This is a genomic window from Bradyrhizobium sp. S3.12.5, from assembly GCF_040548225.1.
In the GTDB taxonomy this organism is placed as follows: domain Bacteria; phylum Pseudomonadota; class Alphaproteobacteria; order Rhizobiales; family Xanthobacteraceae; genus Bradyrhizobium; species Bradyrhizobium cytisi.
The window spans coordinates 62,425-82,603 of sequence record NZ_JBEPRF010000015.1; the positions used below are offsets into that span (position 1 = coordinate 62,425).

Consider the following 20,179-nt stretch of genomic DNA (forward strand, 5'->3'; position numbering starts at 1 on the left):
CGCAACCGTCGCGCCCCTCGCCAATTCAGCTTCGCATTGGTCCCTTTAGTCGCGGGCGGCCTCCTCGATGGCCTGCGCCAACCGCGCCGGATTGCTGAAGAACATTTCATGGCTGCCATCGCACTCGACTAGGCGAAACAGACCCAGGCGCTCGGATAGCCGCGGATGCCACGGAAGGCTGTGAGGCAGCGAGATGTCCTGCCGGCAATTGACATAGGATTTGCTGACCGATAGCTCGGCCAACGGGCGCTTCAGCGTGATCTTGTCGGTGAAGGTGTTGTTTGGATGCGGATTGAGCTTGGCGTAAGCGGACTTTGCCAGATCGAGATCGGCGTCGTTAATAAAGGCCTCGCGCCAGATCTCAAACGGCAGCATGACCGCGTTGTTATTCGCGGCGGCCATCGTATCGAACAGGCTTACATAATGCGGCGGCGCCATGTCGTTGAGACACTGCCCGTCCAGCGGAACAAACGCGTTGACATAGACGAGACGCCTGATCCGGTCGGTAAGGCGGTCGGCGACACCGGAAATCACCATTCCCCCGTAACTGTGGCCGATCAGCCGGATGTTCCGCAGATCGTTTCCTTCAATGTAGCTGACAATTGAGCCGATCGCATCCTCGAGCCCTATCTTAGCGCGATCGTCGCGGCGGTTGTTGCCAGCGACTGTCGGGCAATGCACCAAATATCCCTTTTTCCGCAGATGCGCCGCGACCGCCTCCATCTCGGCCCCAGTGTGCCACGCGCCGTGAACCAGAACATAAGGCTCTATCATTTCTCTCTCCCTCGGTTCGACCATCGGAATTCTAGTCTAGGCACGGCTCGTTAAGCCGGATGGCCGGATTCCGCCGCAGTGATCGCCGATTTGTGCCACAACATTGTCCGGAAAAGCGGACACGGGTTTCCCGGGAAAGCATGCATCCACAGTCACAAATCTTTAGCGATACAGCGCTTCGAAGAAGCTTCAGTTCGCAACAGCATTAGCGCTGACGTCTGAATACGACAGGTGTCACGCCAAGAGACTTTCGGCATTGGCGAATGAAATGGGATGGATCGGACAGACCTACGCGAAGCCCGATCCCACTGATGCTAATGTGATCGAACCGGGGTTCGCTCAGCATCCTGCGCGCCACTGCCATCCGGCAATCACTCAGAAGTCCGCTGAACGTGAGCCCGGCGCCGTTGAGGCAGCGATGCAACGATCGCTTCGAGATACGCAGACGTCTGGCGACGTGCCCTGCCGTCAATCCAGGTTCCGCGTAGTACAGCCGTATGCCACGGACGATCACGTCCATCAGCTTCGCAGCATCCTTCTGCTCGGATAGAGTAGCGGGAATCTCGCTTCCATAAGCCAGCGCCAGCAGCGCGCCAAGTTGGTCGGCGAGAACGGGCGCGGGCAGAGGCGGGTCAATCGCAAGATGAGGCGTCAGCTGGCAGGCATACGCGCTCAGCGCCGCACCCCAGCCCGTTCGCCCGTCGATGCGCTGTCCGATGCATCGATCGGGATCGGTGATCCATGACTCGACCCAGGGGATCGGCAGTTCCAGCGACAGCGTGTCCGCGGTCACCGGAAAATTGAACTCATAGCACCGCCGCGAGTCCAGCAGCACGAGATCGAACGTCTTCATGGGCGACGAATTACCGTTCTGCAGCACCCTCCAGTCGCCGTCGGTCTTGCAGAGTAGATAGTAGTAATTCGCGGTCGCGCGCGCGACGCTAGCTGGTCGGCGATAGACGTGCTGCGCCGAGCCCTGCACACGATTGACACCAATCCCATCCAGTTGCCCGCGCTGGATGGAGCAGTCGAATCCTCTGCGAACGGGCGTCGTGATATCCATCTCTAGAAAGCATTCGCAGACGGCGCCAATCCAGTAGTCGAAGCTCCGCGCAGGCTCGACTAGACTGGTCGACCAGGTGTCGATTCCTCCTGTCGTTTTGACCATAACGTTCCCTGACGCCTTGATCCTAACCGCATCAGCGTGTTGGAGGCACGGCTGTCTACTCAATGCCTGTCGATCGCGACTAAGTCGCCGAACGAGGCGCTATTTTCCAAGGGCGGCCGTTACGTCGATCTCTATGGTCATGAACGGCCACGCGAGCTGACTGACGACTAAGAAGGTCGAGGCGGGGATTGGAGCGCTCCCGAAGGCATCCGCTCTGCATTTTAGTGCATCCCGAAAGAACCTTACGTCAGTCGTGTAAGTAACGATCCGCACGACGTCATTCATTGTGGCGCCTTGGGCCTGCAGGGCCTTCTTGATCTTTGAGTACGCGTATGTGCATTGCGCCATGAAGTCGTCGCGAAACAGAATCTCGCCGTCTCCTTCGCGCTCCGCTCCCGTCCCAGAAAGAAAAATGAACTTGTTCGCGTTTGTGACAGTCACGACCTCCGAGAACTTCCCCTTGGTCCATTCACTGTAGTTGAAGCTCTCCTTCTTATAATCCGCTTGGACCTGAGCGGAAGCCTCCGCGCAACTTAATAGGGCGAGCATCATCAGCGACGCCATGAGACGGACGAGCATCCACTTCTCCTTTCGTTTTACTTCCTAAAGGCGGCCTGGAGTTACATTGCAACAACGGGGCCGACGAAATAAGAGAGGTGGAGTGAAGCCTGCACAACAGCCATTTGTGAAAAATCGCTAACCACTTACCCGCGCCGGTGAGATCGCGCCTACTCGATCTAGGGAATCGCGCGGTTCCTCGAATTTTCCATCATGTTTCCTTTGTGCCGAGTACCACTAGAAGATCCAGCGCGATCATTTTGGCTGATTCAGCATCGCCGTCGCTTAGCTAAATTGCACCGCGACGCCGCCGAGCACACCGAAGTCTGCGTGAAAACTGTCACCTTGCTGGGCGAAAACCACCCGGGTAAATGAGCCAGTAAGGACGATATGACCCGCCTCCATGGTAATGCCCTGGGCCCCAAGCTTGTTTGCCAACCACGAGACGCCGAGGGCCGGGTGGCCAAGCACACCGGCCGCTAGGCCCGTTTCTTCGATCTCGGCGTTGCGATAAAGGATGCAGCCGGTCCAGCGCAGATCGACTTCGCTGGGTCGGAGGGGTCGTCCGCCAAGCACAAGGCCTGCCGCCGCCCCATTGTCGGATATAGTATCGTAAATCTTTCGCGGATCCTTTACGCGAGCATCAACGATCTCGATCGCGGGGCAGACATAATCGCAAGCATCCAGCGCTTCGAATATACCGACACCGGGGCCTTTGAGAGACTTGCCCAACACGAAAGCGAGTTCGACTTCAACTCTTGGGACACAATATTTTTCACGAGGCGTCTTTCCGCCGTCCGCGATTATCATGTGCTGATAGAGATAGCCGTAATCGGGCTCGTCGATCTGGGAGGACCTCTGCATCGCTTTCGAGGTCAAGCCAACCTTATAGCCGATCAGCTTTGCGCCCGCTTCGAGGCGACGCCTGTTGACCTCGGCCGAAATCGCATACGCGTCATCGAAGCCGATCGACGGCCACTCAGTCGAGAGCTGCCCCGCCTGCTCACGAACACCCTCGGCCTCTATGAGAACGTCTGCGGCCTGGTGGCGCTGTTGGTCTGTTAGCATATGTGCACTTTCCTGCAGCTATGAAGATGCGCGCGGCTGACACGCGCGCGAGATTGGTCCAACGGCCTCATAGGCCGTCTGAATCGCGCTCATACTTCCGCGACGCAATCAATTTCGAGAAGAAAATCGGGCCGCGGTAGCCTAGCTTCGACGGTCGTGCGCGCAGGCCAACCAGAGGGATCGGTTCCGAAGAACTCCTGATAAATCTCATTCATTTGATCGAAGTCGGCTCTGCGATCGAGATAGATGTTCACCTTGCCGATCTTGTCGATTGAGCTGCCGGCGTATTCGAGCGTCGCCTTGACGTGCTTGAGAGCAAGCCGCATTTGCGCTGCGAAATCACCCTTCGGAATCTGCACGTTATCGTCGTAACCCGGAAAGCCCGAGACAAAGATCAGGTTTCCAATTCTCACGGCGTTCGAATGCGGAGATTTCGACCGTGGCAGATTGGGATTGTTGAAGATCGTCCGTGTCATCAGGCATCCTTTTCATAGTTGGCGATCGAACCATGTTCGCTTGAATCAATTGCGGCCTCGCCGGGCGGGCCGTCGGCGCAAGCCCGGCGGAAGGCTTCTGGCGTCGCCCCGCGTCGTTGTTTGAAGAAGCGAGCGAAGTGGGAGGCGTGCGAATAACCAAGAAGGAATGAGATCTCCTTCACGGGCTTTGTCGTGTACAACAACAGGCGCGTTGCCTGCTCCAAGACGGCAGCCTGCAAGACGTCGCGAGCTGGAATGCCGGAAATGTGCTGGCAAGCGAGATTGAGCGTATATGGAGTGGCCGAGAGGCGTTGTGCGAAGAGTTCGACAGTGAGAGGGTTGGTTCTCTGGTCGTCGGCGAAGCCAATTGCATTCAGTGTTAAGCCGATCAATTCGCGATAGCGTTTGAATAGATCGAGTTCGAATGTGGATGCTTGCGGCATCTTGTTCTGAGACGGGGACATCAATGTCCCACCGAGTTCGAGGAGCAGGCTTCCGAAGAGATATCGCAATGCGTCGCGACGATAGGGGTTGCGCGAGGTCGCCTTCTCCGAGATCAACTCGAGCAACTTTCGGACCGTGGTAACCTGCTGGCCGCCTTCCAAGGCGACGACCCGTTCTTCCACCAAGCGCAGGAGAACTGTATTCGTCGCTCCCTCGACAGAAGGCAAACCAACGACGAAGTCTGGTGAAACGCTGATGACAAATCCGACCGCCGCAGATGAATAGTCAAATTGGTGCACAACGTTGGCTGGCGTATAAACGCAGTTTGGCGCCTCGACCCGCCGCGAAACACCGTCGTGTTCAAATGTGCAGTGTCCACTGAGAAGAATGGAAAGTTGGTCAAAGTCCAAATGCCGGTGCAGCGCAATGTGCCATTTGTTCGGAGCGTTCCGAACGAACAGCTCTTCGATATGGAAGAAGCCGAAGATGGAGCCCGACCAGTTTTCTCCATAAAGGAAATAGGCAGGAACGTTAAGCACCTGCGCCGGCTGGTCATGATGAGGCACCTCGATAGGGTCCTTCTCGCGCTTCATGCTCGTCCCCTTCTTGGCTAACGGTGCCTATTGAGTGGGCACCGGCATTCCAACCCTCCACGTCGTGGGGATCAGCCGATCCGGATTTATTGACCAAGCCTTCCAGGCTGCCTGAACTTTGGCGAGATCTTCCTCAATATTCTTTACCAGGAACTCGCCACGAAATTCCAGACAGCCCTTCTCGTCATACCACTCCAAGGCGTCGACCTCCCCAGGCTGGCGGTAACGCTCGATGACGAGCCCGATGCACCCCTCTGGCCGTTGCGGCGAATGGCGGACGTGCGACGGCAGGAGATACATCTCCCCTTCCCGCACAACGACCTCGCTGCGTTCGCCCGACGCGGGGTCGATCAGCTTGAGCGTGGCGTCACCGCGCAGTTGAATGAACAGTTCTTCGCCTGGATCGTCATGGTAGTCCGGTCGGTAATTCGGCCCACCAACCATCATAACGAGGGTTGTCTCCCAAGAGCCCTTCCAAAATTGACGATTACCGATCGGGGGCTTGAGCGTTGCCTTGTTCTTTTCAATCCAATCGTCGAGATTGATTGGTGGGTTCTCCAACGCGTGCTTCATAGGTTTCTCCAGGTTGTTGGTTAGCGCGTACGGGCTCCGCTTTGATCGACCACAGCCGGCGGCAGAAAGGGCACGACGCGATATTCGCGGTTGAGGTAAAGCAGCGCGTCGCGGGCTGGGTTGAGGGCTATCGCCACTACCCGTCCGAACAAGATGGTATGTGTGCCATAATCCTGCGTTTCGGAGATCTCGCAGTCGATCGCTCCGAGAGCGTGTCGCAGCGCAGGGGCGCCGGTGGCGACCCGATCCCAGGGGTAAACGGCGAATCGATCAGCCATGCCGATGTCACGACGTCCGGCAAACGTTGCGGAAAGGTCCTCCTGTTCCGCGCTCAGGACGTTCACGCACAGGACACCGTTTTGGCGAAAGACGGCGTTCATCTGACTCTTGCGATTGAGGCAGACCAGGATCGTCGGCGGTTCATCCGTGACCGAACAGACGGCTGTGCAGGTAAAGCCACACTGGCCGGCGGCGCCATCGGTTGTGATCACCGAAACGGCGACGCCGAACCGGGACATCATGTCCCGAAAGGCAATGCGATCGACAGACATCAGCGGCTCCTTGCGAGATAATCGAGCACAGAGACGTCGTCGCCATTGTGATATGCGGGATCGCGCCAGCCGTTCTCATCGTAGTCGGCGAGGCATGAAGTCGCCAAAGCCTCCATTTCTCCCATGGTGCCCGACACCTTGGCGTGGATGAGCGCCTGAAGTCGGATCGCTTCATGGTTGCCGGCATAGTTGCGCTCGTAAAGTTCGTGACGCGCACCGAACTCGGATCCGACGGCATCCCAGAGCGCCTTCATGATTTTGATGCGCTCGACGTGATCGATGCCGTTCGAACCGCGTGCATAGCGCGCGAGGTACTTTTCGATCTCCGGCACCTTCAAATCCCTGGCACTGGAAGGGAGGTAAATCAGGCCGGACGCTACGATCTGCTGAATAATGGATCGGATAGCGGGATAGGCTTCCGTGGCGAAGATCCGGAAGGAAGTGCAGGCGCGAATATTCGGCAGGAAGCCATCGTTGACCCAGCGATCTGGCGCGGCAGCCATCGCGTCAGTCAGCGACCAGAACAGGTTTCGCCAACCCACGATCTCGCCGAGTTGCACCTGAACGCCACGAAACTCATCGGTGCCGCAGGCACGCAGGGCCTTCTGCAGCAGGCCGATAATGAAGTCGAGCTTCACGGCGAGGCGCGTGCAACTCTGAAAGGTGAAGCCGTTGAGGAAGCCCGACTTCGGATAGAAGGTACGCAACATGTTGATGTCGCGGTGAACGAAGACGTTCTCCCAGGGGACGAACACGTTGTCGAAAATGAACATCGCGTCGTTTTCGTCGAATCGACTGGTCAACGGGTAATCGAACGGCGAGCCGGTCGCTGCGGCCGCAAGTTCATAGGAATTTCGGCAGATCAGCTTGATCCCGGGGCTGTTCATGTCGACCATGAACATCACCGCCATACTGTCATCCGTGATTTCTGCAGCCATATTTTGGCCGAGAAAATTGTAGTGGGTCAGCGCCGACGAGGTTGCGACGACTTTCGCACCCGAGACGAATATGCCTGCGTCCGTCTCCTTTTCGATGCGGACGTAGATATCCTTAACGTCGTCTGCGGCCTTGTTCCGGTCGATCGGCGGGTTGACGAGCGTGTGATTGATAAATGGCACCGTTTCCTGCGCATGCTTGTACCAGCCACGCGCATTGTCGGCGAACTTGCCGTAGAAGTCTGCGTTCGCCCCCAGGGTGTTCGTGAAGCTTGCCTTGTAGTCGGGCGTTCGTCCCATCCAGCCATATGTCAGGCGCGCCCAGGCTGCGATTGCATCGCGCTGCGCGATCAGATCTTCGCGCGACCGCGCGTAGCGGAAAAACCGATGTGTAAAGCCGCCGCTTCCCGTGTCGGTCTCGGTCGTCAAGACCTGCTTGAGGGACTTGTCGTGCAGCGCATCATATAGCTTGGCTATTGAGACCGCCGCGTTGCGAAACGCTGGATGAGTTGTAACGTCCTTGACACGCTCGCCATAGATCCACACCTCGCGGCCGTCTCGTAGAGACTGAAGATATTCGGCGCCCGTGAAAGGCCGGTTTCCACCGCGATTCATACGCTGCTCCTGGCTAAGGGGTAATTTGAATGCTTTGCATTCGAATGGTCCCCAACACTTCCGCGCATTGGCTCCGAAGACAACAGCCACTTTGGCAAAAGGAATTGCCGCGTAGCTGACTTCTTGACGAGGAGCGGGAGCAAGGTTGCCCTGATGCCTCACCGGTCAATCGGCCCAACCAGCACGTGCTCGAAGCCCTAACGGGCAAGCCGACCCGCTCACGCGGTGGCTAGAGATCATCCATGGGCATGAACAGCTCGCTCGAATTCGACGAAGGCCGACATAAGACGCGGATCGCCCAGGGGCGCTAACTGCGTCATGAAGAGAGCAGCCAGCTTGGCCTTGGGATCGATCCAGAAGTGGGTGTTCGCCCTTGATGAATGCTTACCGACGATGGGGCGGAGGACCGCTCCGATCGTCAAGGCATATTGGGATCGCGATAGACTTCTTTCCCGCCAACTACGGTCAATAATGCCTTCATCTTGGGAATGGCGTCGAGCGGCACGGTCAAGAAGTCGTCGGTCAGTACCGCGAAGTCGGCGAGTTTGCCTGGCTCGATCGAGCCGCGACGATTCTCCTCTCCGATCAACACGGCAAAGTTAATCGTGACCAATCGCAGCAGTTGTGCTCGCGAGGTAACCTTCTGGTCGGCCCCGTAAACACCGTCGGACATCGTATCGCGGCTCGCAAAATGGTAGAGTTCCCAAAATGGGTTGAACGGAACGACCGGCGAGTCGGTGCCGCCGGCGACCAGCAATCCGGCGTCGAGATAGCTCTTGAGCGGCGTCGCTTCGCTGGCGATATCCCAACCCCAATATCCTTTCAAGACTGGCGCGGCGAGATAAAGGTGATCCTGCGCTGACACCATCAGTTTCAGGTTCTGCATGCGTTTGACGAGATCGGGCCGCGCGATGAAGGCATGTTCGATGGCCCATCGCTTCCCGGTCAACGGTTTGTCATTGTGGGCGATCTCGTAGGCGGTGAGAACCTCGTCCACGGCCGCATCCCCTACGGCATGCGTCGCGGCGCGCCAACCCAGGCGATTGATCTCGCGCACGACAGAATTGTAGGCCTCGGGAGGTGAAAGGGTAAGACCCGAATAGGTTCCGCCCTTCCCGAATGGCTCTTGATATGCGCGCGTGAGGTGAGCCCCCTCGAAACCACCGTCCACCACGAGCTTGATGCCGCCTACGCGGACGAAATCACTGCCTTCGTCCTGCGTCACACCCCATTGGGCGACCGCATCGTCGACCTGCTGCGGGGTTCTGAACCCGAACCCCGGCATATAGACGGTATAGCGCACGGTGAGCGCGTGCTCGGCGTCGGCCTGCCGCATCAGCTTCAGCGCCTCCACCAGGTTGCCCCGGTAGGCACCCGGAATTCGAACCGCCGTGAGGCCGAAAGGATTGATCGCTCTCTGCGTCGCGAGGATGTCCTCCATCGCGAGCGGCTTTGGAGCGGGTAGCGGCACAAGCGCCTTGGCCGCGTCAAACAACTCTCCGGTCAGTTCACCATTTGCGTCACGACTGATCTGTCCCCCGGCCGGCACCGGCGTCTGGCTAGTGATATTGAACTGCGCCAGCGCTCGCCCATTGAGGATGTAGGAATGACCGCCTCGCACTAGCACCACAGGATTGTTCGGCGCCGCCTCGTCCAACTGTCGCGCCGTTGGCAGGCGCTGTTCTCTCAACTGCGCTTCGTGCCAATCTCCGTTCGAAACGAGCAGCGCGCCCGGCGCGGCCCCCGCGGCGGCGTTGGCTACCGCCAACATGAGTTCGGCGAGACTACGGGTATGAGACAGATCAATACCGGTACCGCCGCCTTCATTGTGGAAATGCGCGTCGGCAAGGCCAGGGCTAACGAAATGTCCCTTCAAGTCGAACACACGGGTGCCGGTGGACGCGAGCTTCCTGATCTCCTCGTTGCTGCCAACGGCGAGAAAGCGATCGCCTGATAACGCGAACGCCTCCACCACGGTGTTCTTCACATCAGCGGTGTAGACTTTGCCATTAACATAAATGGTATCGGCTATCGCCGGCTGGGCCTCTGCAGCGGACCATGTTGAGCTTCCAAGCAGACCCACAATGATCCACGTGTACGCCAGCCGCTTCACAAACTTCATCGCAACCTCTCCTTCTCAGTTCATGGCCCACGAAGAGGCGGCCAGCAACGCAGCCTCGAAGAAGCTTGCGCACTGTCCGCCATGGAAGCATCCGAAAACTGTGCCGCGGGGCATGCGGCCAGAGTTGACCTTCGGGAGGTAAATGAAGCTAGAACTTCATCGTGACGCCGCTGTACAGACTTGATTCGGTACAGGTATTGTTGCTCACACCCGGTGAGAGGTTGCAAAGCCGACTGACGTTGTGATCCAGTCCGTATTTGTTTTGCCAATAGCGATAGGCGACCCACACGTCGACGTAATGCGAATACTTTGGCCCCCACATCGCTTTCGATGCATCGAAGGTCAGACGGATCGGCTCGGAATTTAGCTGAACCGCTGTCATCGAGTTGGCAGGGCTAGCTAGTGGCAAAGGGTTGTAAGGAAGTGGACTATTCTCAGACCCCATCGTCCCAGTCCAAGCCGCTCGGCCGCTGATAGAAAAGTAGCGGACGCTCTCGGGCAAGAAATCGAGATTCATGTAGTAGTTGGTTTCGATTGCCCAAGTCGGCTGATATTGTCTGTTGCCGTCGGTAAGGCAGCCGACGCCTGGTGTATTGGGAGCGAACCCTCCCCCACACTGCAGGAAGCCCATGTGGGAGCTGTAGACCCAGGTCGCCAGAGGGGCAATATTTATGTAGCCCTTGTAGGGAAGATCGAACTGGAACTGCAAGCCCGCCGAGACGGCCTGCCCTGCGGACGCCCGATAATAGTTCGCGGCCGCCGCATCAAGGCCGATCTCGAACGAGATGTTGCGCAGCGGCCCGACAGTGAAAGTCTTGGCCCCGAAGATTTCGTTCCAGCCAAATGTCGACCGAAGCTGGCCCACGCCAGAAATAGCACCTGCGCAATTTGCAGGAGTGGTAACACGCGTGCCAGGATTGAAGATACTGCCGGCGTTGGTGCAAGGGCTGGCTGGATCGTTTTGATCCGCCTTGTACATTGATAGGTTCAGGAAATTCGTGCCGTATCGCCAGGCGTCGAAATGCGTGAACGAATAGACCTGCACCGCGGTGTTGCTGTTGAGCGACCCGTTCGGATTTACCGAGTACACACCTGGGTCTGCTGCTTTTGGTATATACGAAAAGGTGACACGGTCATCGATCACCAGGAAAAATGGCAGATCGGGCGGCGCTGGCTGGGCCTTGACCGGCAGATCTCCCGCCAGACCTGCCGCGCTACCAAAGGAAACCAAGGGCAGTACTGTTAGCATTATCTGAATTTGACGCTTCATTTTCCCCCGCCAATGTTCTGCCTAGCCAGCCGAACAGCGCTGTACCCAGGCCATTCTCCAAAATCCAACGGTTGGCAGCATAAGCGTCGAGCGGGTAAGCAAAAGCACCGCAGTTGGCACGATCGCGTTCCAAGAATGGGACGATCATTCTATTTCGCGCGTTTCATGGACGACGTTCGGGTAACGGCGCAGACGAGCGGGACAGCCTTTCAGCCGCAAGCCGAACGACGAGAGAAATCAAGATTGAGTGGCCGGATTGGCGAGTTCAAGCATCGGCTCGGCGCCCACATTTGCGACGTGGATCACCCAACTTCGCGGCGACTGAAATGAACTCGTTGATCTACCAACGTGCAAGATCAGGGCCGAGCTGAACACGATCAAAGCTCTGTCCCAGGAACGCTCCAGACGTACAACTTGTAAGCTCAAGCAATGCAACATCCTTCAACAGCCCGCTTTAAGCGACTTGGGCAAGCGGCGCGCGCGACAGACTTTCCTCGGTCGCGCGACTCAACCGGCTAAAGAGTATCAGGCGACCCAGCCAAAGGCCTGAATGCGCCTATCAAAGTGGAGCACCGCACGGTTGTGTGTGTACGCGGGCCAATACGGCAAATCGGTCCCGTTTGGTTCGCCGCTCTTCGCAAATGCCGCAATCGCACCTCTAAATCGTCGGCTCAGCTCTTCCACCTCTCGCCAATCTGCTCCCTTGAGCATCGGAACGTTCCGCCACACGTCGATATTTCCGAAAAGAAACGGAAGATCGATACAGTGGCAGGCGCCTAGTCCTGGGACTGGCGACTGCCAATCGAAACGATAGGAAAACACATTTCGGCCAGCCTTCGCTTGGGCAGTTGCGACAGCCAGGCTCGCGTCCGTGAAGATCGTGTCTGTGTAGAGATCTCCCACTATCGTCCGAGGAATCGCGGGAACGCGCGCTGATCGGATCTTCATGATCGCATCCGCTGCGCCGCTTCCTATTTGTAACTTGAATATGTCATTCACTTCGTTTTCAGACAGGTCGTTCAAGGTCGGATTGGATAGCGAAAACGCAGCGTATTCTTCGCGTGTTACACCAATCATGATGTCGCACCACTGTGCGCTACCGTTTTGAATGGATGCGACAGGATCTCTCGGGATAAGGCTGCCATCCAGAACGGGCATGAACGGCGGGCTGATGTCCCCCGGTATCGCCGGAGGTCTGTTTTGCAACCCACGTAGTAATCCAAGAATTTGGTCAACGGGCATCGTCCGCAGTCTGTTGGCATCTTGGTCGGCCAATCCAAGAACGTCTAGAAGTGTCTTGGCCAGCGGCCTCACCGTTTCGACTGTGCGCAGCTCTACGCCGACAGGCGCGCTCATGATGATCGCTCGGCTGAAGAGGTCGCGCCCAAGATCAGTCCCGAGAAACGCAGCGATGCTGAAGGCGCCAGCCGACTGCCCAATAACTGTGATGCGCGCGGGATCGCCTCCAAAGCAACTGATCGCCTCCCTGATCCAACGCAGAGCTGCAACTTGATCGTGGAGGCCCAGATTCAATTCGCCGAAATCAGGTCCAGGCCAAAAGCCGAGAAGACCAAGGCGAGAGGTAATGTTCACGACTACAAGACCATTCTCCCCTGCGAGAACGCTTCCATTATAGCAAGGGAGCGACCCGCCGCCGGTCATGAAGGCGCCTCCGTGGAGGAAGACCAAGACCGGCGCATTGTCGCCAGCCCGGTGCGTCGTCCATATATCGAGATGGAGACAGTCTTCACTTTGCTCCACCTCGTAGGTACCCATAACGCTGTCCAGGCGCGAGGGTAACTGTGGGGGAACGGGGCCAGGTACGGTCGCGTCGCGAGTATCTCGCCATCGGAGAGCCGATCCCGCCAACTCGAAACGCCGCGGCCCGATCGGAGCCTCTGCGTATGGCACTCGATGAAACGCGGTAACACCGTCCACCGTGATGCCCCGCAGGCAGCCGAAAGGTGTTTCCAACTCGATATGATCCACGCTGCGCTCAACTCCAACCATTTCTCGTCTCCAACAATTCAACGCCGAAGCTAGCCCCGGATCAGACTCATACAACCATCAGAACGGCTTTCGACTCTCTGCACCTCCTGCGTGTCTCGGGTGCCACGTCTGCGTCGCCCGGCATTGCGAACTTTGCTTCCGGCGCCGAAGGTCGCTTGCGGCCTACTCAACAGCGTTTCGATATTGCTCGTCCAGTTCCGCGACTGGAATGCCCCGTTCCGTAATTGAGACGTATCGATCGGCTAACCTCATCTATATTCCAATTTACTTTGCCCTAAATGAATTGGTCGGAGACTTGGTCTTTCCCCACGAGTGCTCGGCCACGTGTTGGATATCTTTGTGGTATCCGCGCCATTATGCCACTCATCCACTGAACCAACCGGGGCATCGTATTGTCCCCCAGGATCAGGAAAAAACGCATGTATGGGTACTGGAAATTACGGGAAAAGTGGGCGGAGCAACGGCAAAACACCTGTTGGCGCGCGGCAAGCAAGTACGCGCTGTCCGCAATCGCGAGAGGGACACCGCGGCGACCGCGACCATGCCGGACACCGCCCGGCCGGTTCTCGACATGGTGACGCTGTTGAGACACCTCTTTGAATCCGCATAGATGGGCGCCAGAACGTCCGCGACGGCGCCCGCCGCGAAGCCAGCGACGATCTTGGTCTGCTGGGCGTCCTCCGCACAGGCCAACGCGAACGAGATTGCAATCGGGCGGCGATCACAGGTGACGCCCTCCATCGACGACGATGCGCGTGCCGGTGCTGGCCTTGAGATGGGTGATGCAGGCAACGATGGCGGCGGCCACGTCATCCGGTTCGATGACGCGCTTGAGCGGCGTCGCCTTGGCGCCCGCCTCGAGAGCGCTGCGATCGCGACCCGGAACGAAGTCGGTTGCAACGGCGCCGGGCGAAACCGCCAGTAGCCTTATTTCCGGGCCGAGCACGCGTGCCAAAGAGGCGGTCATGTTGTCCAGGGCGGCCTTCGATGCGCAGTAGGCGACGTTACTGCCGGACGCGGTGAAGCCCGAGATGGACGAGACGTTGATGACGACGGCGTCACCCGATGCGCGTAGCAAGGAGCGGAGCGCCCGGACAGCGGAGTACGGACCGCACACGTTCGCGATCAGGATGTCCTCGAACAGCTGGTCCGTCAGCGTGTCGAGATCGCCATGCGGTATCGCACGGGTGAAGCCTGCGGAATTGACCAGGATGTCGAGTTTTCCATAGCGGATTCCGAGTTCATCCGCCAAGGCTGCGAACGAGGTCTCGTCCTTCAGTTCCAGGCGCGCTACCGCGTGGTCGGCCGGCGGGAGTGTTTCCAGTAGCTTTCGCGCCCGCTCTTCGCTGCTGTGGTAGCCGATCACGACGTTGGCGCCGAGCATGGCGATTTCACGCACGGCGGCGGCGCCGATACCGTTGCTGCCGCCCGTGATCACGGCGACCCGGTCGCGCAGCGGTTTGGCGTCGTTCATCGATGGTTCCACCCTGAATTTGTGACAACGCCGCAAGGCGCTTGTCACGCGCTGATCCGGGGGGAGGCTAACACGCTGCCACCGGTCGCCCAGTCACATGAATAGGGGACACTATCCAAGCCGAAGCGCCGATTGCCTGCACCCGAATTTGCCTTTAAGTGGCAGGCGAGCGGACAGAGAGCCGCTGGCCGAGGTTCCGGGATGAAGGCTTACAAGGTGGACCATCCGACTGGCGTCTACGACATGACGCCGGCGCTGATTGGACTGATCGATCTCGCAGGCGCGGAAACGTTTCCCGGCACGTTGTTCAAGATGGCTCACGCGATGACCGGCTGCGGCCACCTTACGGCGTTCGCATTCGACCGCGATGCTGATCCACTTGTGCTGATCGCAGAGAACGCCGGGCAACGACCGGTGGCCAGAGACGTTGCGAACCATTACCGCAGCACCTACTGGCGTCACGACCTGGCCAATCAGGTGATGGCCGGTACGCCAACATCGGGGAGCGCGACCTGGTGCATCCGCACGCGCGCCTCCGAGATTAAGCATTCCGACTATCGCAGCGCCTGCTACACGTCGGTCGGACTGGGCGACCGCATCTGCATCGCCGGCGCGTCGGCGAACCGGACCATCCGCATCAATCTGTACCGTTCCGGTGGGAACGCGTTTTCGGATTCCGACGAGGCCTTGATCGCGCGTGGCGCCGACATGCTCTTGGCGTTGATCGGGCGCCATGCCCGCGATGCCCGAGCGGCCCAGCGCGGCCCGGCCCAAGACGTTCGCGCGCGATTGCTGCGGGTTGCGCCCGTGTTGTCCACGCGGGAAGCCGACGTCTGTGCCGGCATCATGGAGGGGTTGACCTCGGAAGGCATTGCGCTGCGGCTCGACATCGGCATCAACACGGTGCTGACCTATCGCAAGCGCGCCTATGCCCGCCTCGGCATCTCGTCGCAGAACGAATTGCTCCGCCTTGTCATGGATTAAACCTGCGCGCAGGGAAGCCTCAGACCGCAGGTGTCACCCTCCCCGTGCATTCACCAAAGCCGATCGTGGCGAAGCCGTCGCGACTGCACTATCCCGTCATCGAACTTCGTCGCCGTCCGCCAGGAACGATCGGGGCTCGCCGCCGAGATCAAACGGCTTGGTGGCCGCACGCGGTGATCTCGAGCGGGCTGCCGAGACTACCCAGCGTCGTTCCGGAGACGGTGCCGGATCCAAGCAGATCGCCGGTCTCTAGATTGCATCTGTTGCTCGTTTGGTGCGTGACGAACTGGGCAGGCCTCCAATACAGGCCGCGAGTGCAGGCGGGGCTGACCGTCAGAGCCGCGGTCATGCCTGCCGCACGTAGAGCGCAACGCACGTCGATGTCGATCGCGCCGGACTACTTATCGGCCTGGGCGTGCAGATGCGGCAAAGGACGCGGGTCTTGTTCGTCACGCGGGAATGCAGTCACGCGGAACGGAAGCAGCACTTCCGCCGTGACGATCCACGGCGAGACATTCGGTCGTTGAGAACGCAGAAGCCGAAGATGTGCTGCCACGCCTCATCGATGGAGACCGCAATCCGCACAGGTAGTAGAAGTTCCGCATCAGCCATCGCGACCAAGTGCGGCGACAGTCCCACGCGGGCGGCGACGTTCTGCGTATACTGTAGCCGGCAAATCTGCAGCCGAACTTCAGACCTTGTCCGGTCCCAACACCATGAACCATTCAGGCTCGATCCGCCTAAGGCGACCGCCCCAAGCCGCGAGGCCAGTGAAATTGGCGGCGCATATGCTTACATCGAGGATCATATCGCCGATCGCGATGCCACCTCGCGGAGCTTCGGCCGGGTCGGTGCGCCGGAACACGCCGAACGGCAGGTTCTGTATTGGAAGGCGCTGCCGGAATTGGCGGACTCCATCAAACTGCGGCGTGAGCCGTCGTGGGTTGCGATGAATTGACAGAACGGCACCGCCGTCCGGAAGAGCGGCCATGTCACACGCCGATGGGACGGGGATCGCGGACAGGGCGGCTTATGCTCGTGCCATTGGCAGCGCCACGCGCCAGGCAACGAGCAAGGTTCCTCGAACATGAACACACCGCAATACATTTCTGGATTCGGCAACAGCTTCGAAACAGAGGCGCTCCCCGGCGCGCTGCCGGTCGGGCGGAATTCGCCGCAGCGGGCCACCTACGGGCTATATGCCGAACAGTTGAGTGGCTCGGCGTTCACGGCACCGCGCGGCACCAACGAACGATCGTGGCTTTACCGTATCCGCCCCAGCGTCAAGCACACCAGCCGCTTCACGCCGGTCGAGCCGGGCTTCCTCCGCACCGCTCCCAACACGGGACAATCGAAGCTGCCGATCGGGCAATACCGCTGGCAGCCGGTCGCCATCCCCGCCGACGAACTGACCTTCGTCAGCGGACTGCGAACGGTGACGACTGCCGGCGATGCCGAAGCACAAGGCGGCATGGCCGCCCATCTGTCCTTCATCACCCACTCGATGAAGGACGAGTATTTCTGCGACTGCGACGGAGAACTGCTCGTCGTGGCGCAGCATGGCGCGTTGCGCTTCTGTACGGAGTTCGGCATCATTGAAATCGCACCCGGCGAGATCTGCGTGATCCGGCGCGGAATCATCTTCCGCGTGGAGCTTATGGACGGGCCCGCTCGCGCCTATGTATGTGAAAACTACGCAGGGTCGTTCACCCTTCCGGAAAGGGGGCCGATCGGCGCGAACTGCCTGGCCAATTCCCGCGATTTCCTTACGCCGGTCGCAGCCTATGATGACGTTGATTCATCGAGCGTCGTGACCTTCAAATGGTGCGGCGAACTGTTCGCGACCAAGATCGGGCATTCGCCGCTTGACGTCGTCGCCTGGCACGGCAACTACGCACCCTACAAGTACGACCTACGGCACTTCTCGCCGGTCGGCGCAATCGCCTTCGACCACCCGGACCCATCAATCTACACCGTCCTGACCTCGCCGTCGGAAAGTGCGGGCACCGCCAATATCGACTTCGTCATCTTCCCGGAGCGCTGGGCGGTCGCCGAGAACACGTTTCGGCCGCCTTGGTATCACCGCAACATTATGTCCGAATTCATGGGCCTTGTTTACGGCGTATACGACGCGAAGCCCGAGGGCTTCGTGCCCGGCGGCATGAGCCTCCATAACATGATGCTTCCGCATGGACCGGACGCCGTCGCCTTCGAGAGGGCGAGCACCGTCGAACTGAAACCGCACAAGATCGCCAATACACTCGCCTTCATGTTCGAGTCGCGCTTTCCGCAAAAGCTGACGCAATATGCGGCCGACTTGGCGGAAAGAGACGACGACTACGCCGAGTGCTGGACCGACCTTGCAAAGAAATTCGATCCTACATCGGCTCCGGTCAGGTGATGCCGGCGGGGTCCCTCGCTCAAGCCTCGCTACGCGGTCGAAGGGTCACGCTATGTCCTCGCCGCCTGCGCCGTCGTGAGCCAGGAAATGTACGGCATGGTCGTGGATACGCCGCAGAAAGCCTTTTAGCTCAATCCGCGCACGTCCAAACCAGGCGCGGGATTTTCAATGATTAATGGACCGGACGCCCGCAAACTCTGTGAGCGTATTCCTGACCACCAAGAGGCATCCTCAACGCCGATCTCCATCCCGGAGCGCTTGCGGTCGCAAAATCCACTGCGGATCCAGCCGGCCGCTATTCGCGCACCGACGCAGTGCGGCTGGTAATCAACCGCGAGAAGCAGGCGGTGATCCGCGTAGCGGCAGTGGCGGCAAACCCGACTGTCGCTATGGCGCGGCCAAAGCTTTGCGATCCAGAGGCGCCGCGCTCGCCGCTCCGCCGCTTGCGAAGTCCGCAAGCGACTTGCGTCTCCGTTAGCTCGAGCGAATAGGTGACGAACTGACGTCTTCCCGCAGCGGGCCAAACGATTTCTCAAGCTCTGCCAAGACCGCACCAATCCCATCTAGCGTCGACACAGCCGCGACATATCGATCAGGCCGCACAAGCAGCACCCGACCGGTGAGCGGTCTCAAAAACGCTTCCGCCTCCGGCGAGGCCGGTCTAGCGTGGTGCACACCACTAACTTTCACACGCTGCATTTGATTGAAGCAAATAGACAAAAACCGCGGGCTCAACACTCGCGAATCGGCAAGCAAGAGCAAATCGTTGGTGGGTACAGCGATCCCTACCACCAGGAACCAACCGTCCGAAATCGCATCAATTGACTTCGTGCTACCACCATCCAGGAAAAGCGAAACACGCGGACATGTCCGTCCAACAACGAGTTCCTGCCGCCTGGACCGCACCATGAAGCCGGCCTTAATCCATGGTCGAGGCATATAGCGCATCTCGGCAAAGAAACGCTGGATCGCGGGGATAAGGTTCAATGTCTGGAAGAAGGCGTCCCTCGCCGCAGCAATAATGCGGTTGCGAATGTTTGCCATTCTTCCGATCATCACCGAATATCGAATAATCGCCTCAACCTGCGGCCTCCTTTCTGTCTCGTAGGTCTCAAGGATCGTGGGGTTGAGCCTCCCTTGCAGTACCGCCGCAATCTTCCAGCAAATGTTGTTGGCATCGCGAGCGCCCGTGTTCATGGCCTGCGCGCCGAACGGCGGCATGACGTGCGCTGCGTCGCCGAGCAAGAAGACCCGTTTCGATCCCATTCGCTCGGCGATGCGCTCCGAAAATCCATAGACCACCGACCGGATGATTTTGAGGGGTGTTCCTTTGTACGGAGTATGTCTGTCCACGAGATCACGGATGCTGTCCGCCGTGGCAATCTTGTGATGATCTTCGCCTGGGTTGAGCATGAACTCCAGTCTTCGCCCGCCATATGGCGCAGGCACGCTGTTGAACGGCCGCTCAGGATTGCAAAAAAAACGCGAGAAGGGGGACCGGTCGGGGAACTCGGCGAGGTCGACCACTAAATGGGGTTGATCAATGCGATTTCCGGCGAAAGAAATATTGACAGCCGAGCGGATGAAACTTCGCGCGCCATCACAGGCGAGTACAAATCGTCCAGTCACTAGATGCTCTCGCCCGGCACGAACGACCTTCAACCTGACGCCATTCTCATCCTGATCTAGGCCTGCGACAGTAGACCGGTACTGCAGATCGAGGCAGGGATAGCGCCGTGCGCCATGCAGCAGCTTCTTCTCGAAGACTGGCTGCATCAATCCCGCGCGGTTGCCAAATCCATTCGACGTCAAGAAGGGGTTGACCTTCACCACCGGCTTGCCCCGCATAGAATAAAAGAAAATTCCAAAAGGCGGCGAGAGGTGCTCTTCCATGTCGTCGAGCAAATCCAGGCTATCAAGAAGACGGAGATACTCGTCGTCGATCACGAGTGCTTTGGGCAAGTCCGACGTCAGTTCATTCCGCTCCAGCAAGATTGTGGAAATCCCGAGCGAGCCGAGAATGTTAGCGACCGTCAGGCCGATCGGACCCGCACCAACGACCAAGACATCGGCATCTTTGGTTCCTCGCCCGTCGGGTCCCGAAATCGGCTTGATGAGTTCGCGGATCTGATCAAGCGACAGATGATTATCCATTAACGCCCG

The 20,179-nt window shown here is 58.8% G+C and carries 19 protein-coding genes; 3 read left to right on the plus strand and 16 right to left on the minus strand.

Going from position 1 to position 20,179, the window contains the following annotated elements:
• Positions 1-45: 45 nt before the first annotated feature.
• The 12 genes from ABIC09_RS22790 to ABIC09_RS22845 all read right to left on the minus strand — a co-directional run bounded on the left by ABIC09_RS22790 (position 46) and on the right by ABIC09_RS22845 (position 13,157).
• Entirely contained in the window at positions 46-771 is a 726-nt protein-coding gene (locus ABIC09_RS22790; RefSeq protein ID WP_354110706.1) for an alpha/beta fold hydrolase, read from the minus strand.
• Between the two features lie 208 nt (positions 772-979).
• Complete coding sequence (locus ABIC09_RS22795) at positions 980-1,942, minus strand: helix-turn-helix domain-containing protein (protein ID WP_354110622.1); 963 nt, start codon at positions 1,940-1,942, stop codon at positions 980-982.
• A gap of 99 nt (positions 1,943-2,041) precedes the next feature.
• Positions 2,042-2,521, minus strand: a complete 480-nt coding sequence (locus ABIC09_RS22800; protein ID WP_354034893.1) for a RidA family protein — start codon at positions 2,519-2,521, stop codon at positions 2,042-2,044.
• A 264-nt stretch (positions 2,522-2,785) separates the two neighbouring features.
• Positions 2,786-3,568 carry a fumarylacetoacetate hydrolase family protein gene (locus tag ABIC09_RS22805; protein WP_354034891.1) on the minus strand — a complete coding sequence of 261 codons (783 nt, stop codon included), beginning with the start codon at positions 3,566-3,568 and terminating at the stop codon, positions 2,786-2,788.
• An 89-nt stretch (positions 3,569-3,657) separates the two neighbouring features.
• Entirely contained in the window at positions 3,658-4,044 is a 387-nt protein-coding gene (locus ABIC09_RS22810) for a RidA family protein (RefSeq protein ID WP_279662966.1), read from the minus strand.
• The gene (locus ABIC09_RS22815; protein ID WP_354110623.1) at positions 4,044-5,081 is read right to left on the minus strand and encodes a helix-turn-helix domain-containing protein; all 1,038 of its coding nucleotides are present in this window, start codon (positions 5,079-5,081) and stop codon (positions 4,044-4,046) included. The genes ABIC09_RS22810 and ABIC09_RS22815 overlap by 1 nt, the downstream gene beginning before the upstream one ends.
• Positions 5,082-5,108: 27 nt before the next feature.
• Positions 5,109-5,654 carry a 3-hydroxyanthranilate 3,4-dioxygenase gene (nbaC, locus tag ABIC09_RS22820; protein WP_354034887.1) on the minus strand — a complete coding sequence of 182 codons (546 nt, stop codon included), beginning with the start codon at positions 5,652-5,654 and terminating at the stop codon, positions 5,109-5,111.
• Positions 5,655-5,674: 20 nt separating this feature from the next.
• Entirely contained in the window at positions 5,675-6,205 is a 531-nt protein-coding gene (locus ABIC09_RS22825) for a flavin reductase (RefSeq protein WP_354110624.1), read from the minus strand.
• Positions 6,205-7,755, minus strand: coding sequence for a 4-hydroxyphenylacetate 3-hydroxylase N-terminal domain-containing protein (locus ABIC09_RS22830; RefSeq protein WP_354034883.1), 1,551 nt, complete (start codon positions 7,753-7,755; stop codon positions 6,205-6,207). The genes ABIC09_RS22825 and ABIC09_RS22830 overlap by 1 nt, the downstream gene beginning before the upstream one ends.
• Positions 7,756-8,173: 418 nt before the next feature.
• Positions 8,174-9,877 carry an amidohydrolase gene (locus ABIC09_RS22835; protein WP_354110625.1) on the minus strand — a complete coding sequence of 568 codons (1,704 nt, stop codon included), beginning with the start codon at positions 9,875-9,877 and terminating at the stop codon, positions 8,174-8,176.
• 148 nt (positions 9,878-10,025) lie between these two features.
• Positions 10,026-11,147, minus strand: a complete 1,122-nt coding sequence (locus tag ABIC09_RS22840; RefSeq protein ID WP_502916424.1) for a hypothetical protein — start codon at positions 11,145-11,147, stop codon at positions 10,026-10,028.
• Positions 11,148-11,672: 525 nt separating this feature from the next.
• Positions 11,673-13,157 (minus strand): carboxylesterase/lipase family protein, encoded by a 1,485-nt coding sequence (locus tag ABIC09_RS22845; protein WP_354034879.1) that lies wholly within the window; start codon positions 13,155-13,157, stop codon positions 11,673-11,675.
• A 337-nt stretch (positions 13,158-13,494) separates the two neighbouring features.
• Between ABIC09_RS22845 and ABIC09_RS22850 the strand changes: the two genes are divergently transcribed.
• Positions 13,495-13,767 (plus strand): Rossmann-fold NAD(P)-binding domain-containing protein, encoded by a 273-nt coding sequence (locus ABIC09_RS22850; protein ID WP_354110626.1) that lies wholly within the window; start codon positions 13,495-13,497, stop codon positions 13,765-13,767.
• Positions 13,768-13,878: 111 nt separating this feature from the next.
• On the opposite strand, the gene ABIC09_RS22855 is transcribed toward ABIC09_RS22850, so the two are convergent.
• Positions 13,879-14,631, minus strand: coding sequence for an SDR family NAD(P)-dependent oxidoreductase (locus ABIC09_RS22855; protein WP_354034875.1), 753 nt, complete (start codon positions 14,629-14,631; stop codon positions 13,879-13,881).
• Positions 14,632-14,832: 201 nt separating this feature from the next.
• On the opposite strand from ABIC09_RS22855, the gene ABIC09_RS22860 reads away from it, so the two are divergent.
• Positions 14,833-15,615, plus strand: coding sequence for a helix-turn-helix transcriptional regulator (locus ABIC09_RS22860; protein ID WP_354034873.1), 783 nt, complete (start codon positions 14,833-14,835; stop codon positions 15,613-15,615).
• Positions 15,616-15,763: 148 nt separating this feature from the next.
• On the opposite strand, the gene ABIC09_RS22865 is transcribed toward ABIC09_RS22860, so the two are convergent.
• Together ABIC09_RS22865 and ABIC09_RS22870 are read right to left on the minus strand one after the other, a co-directional pair.
• On the minus strand, positions 15,764-15,964 hold the full coding sequence (locus ABIC09_RS22865) for a fumarylacetoacetate hydrolase family protein (RefSeq protein WP_354110627.1): 201 nt from the start codon (positions 15,962-15,964) through the stop codon (positions 15,764-15,766).
• Positions 15,965-16,306: 342 nt separating this feature from the next.
• A complete protein-coding gene (locus tag ABIC09_RS22870; RefSeq protein ID WP_354034869.1) occupies positions 16,307-16,606 on the minus strand; it encodes a hypothetical protein in 300 nt (99 codons plus the stop codon).
• Positions 16,607-16,702: 96 nt separating this feature from the next.
• Between ABIC09_RS22870 and hmgA the strand changes: the two genes are divergently transcribed.
• Positions 16,703-18,016, plus strand: coding sequence for a homogentisate 1,2-dioxygenase (gene hmgA, locus ABIC09_RS22875; RefSeq protein WP_354110628.1), 1,314 nt, complete (start codon positions 16,703-16,705; stop codon positions 18,014-18,016).
• Positions 18,017-18,490: 474 nt separating this feature from the next.
• Here the strand turns inward: hmgA and ABIC09_RS22880 are convergent, their stop codons facing one another.
• On the minus strand, positions 18,491-20,170 hold the full coding sequence (locus tag ABIC09_RS22880) for an FAD-dependent monooxygenase (protein WP_354034865.1): 1,680 nt from the start codon (positions 20,168-20,170) through the stop codon (positions 18,491-18,493).
• Positions 20,171-20,179 lie beyond the last annotated feature (9 nt).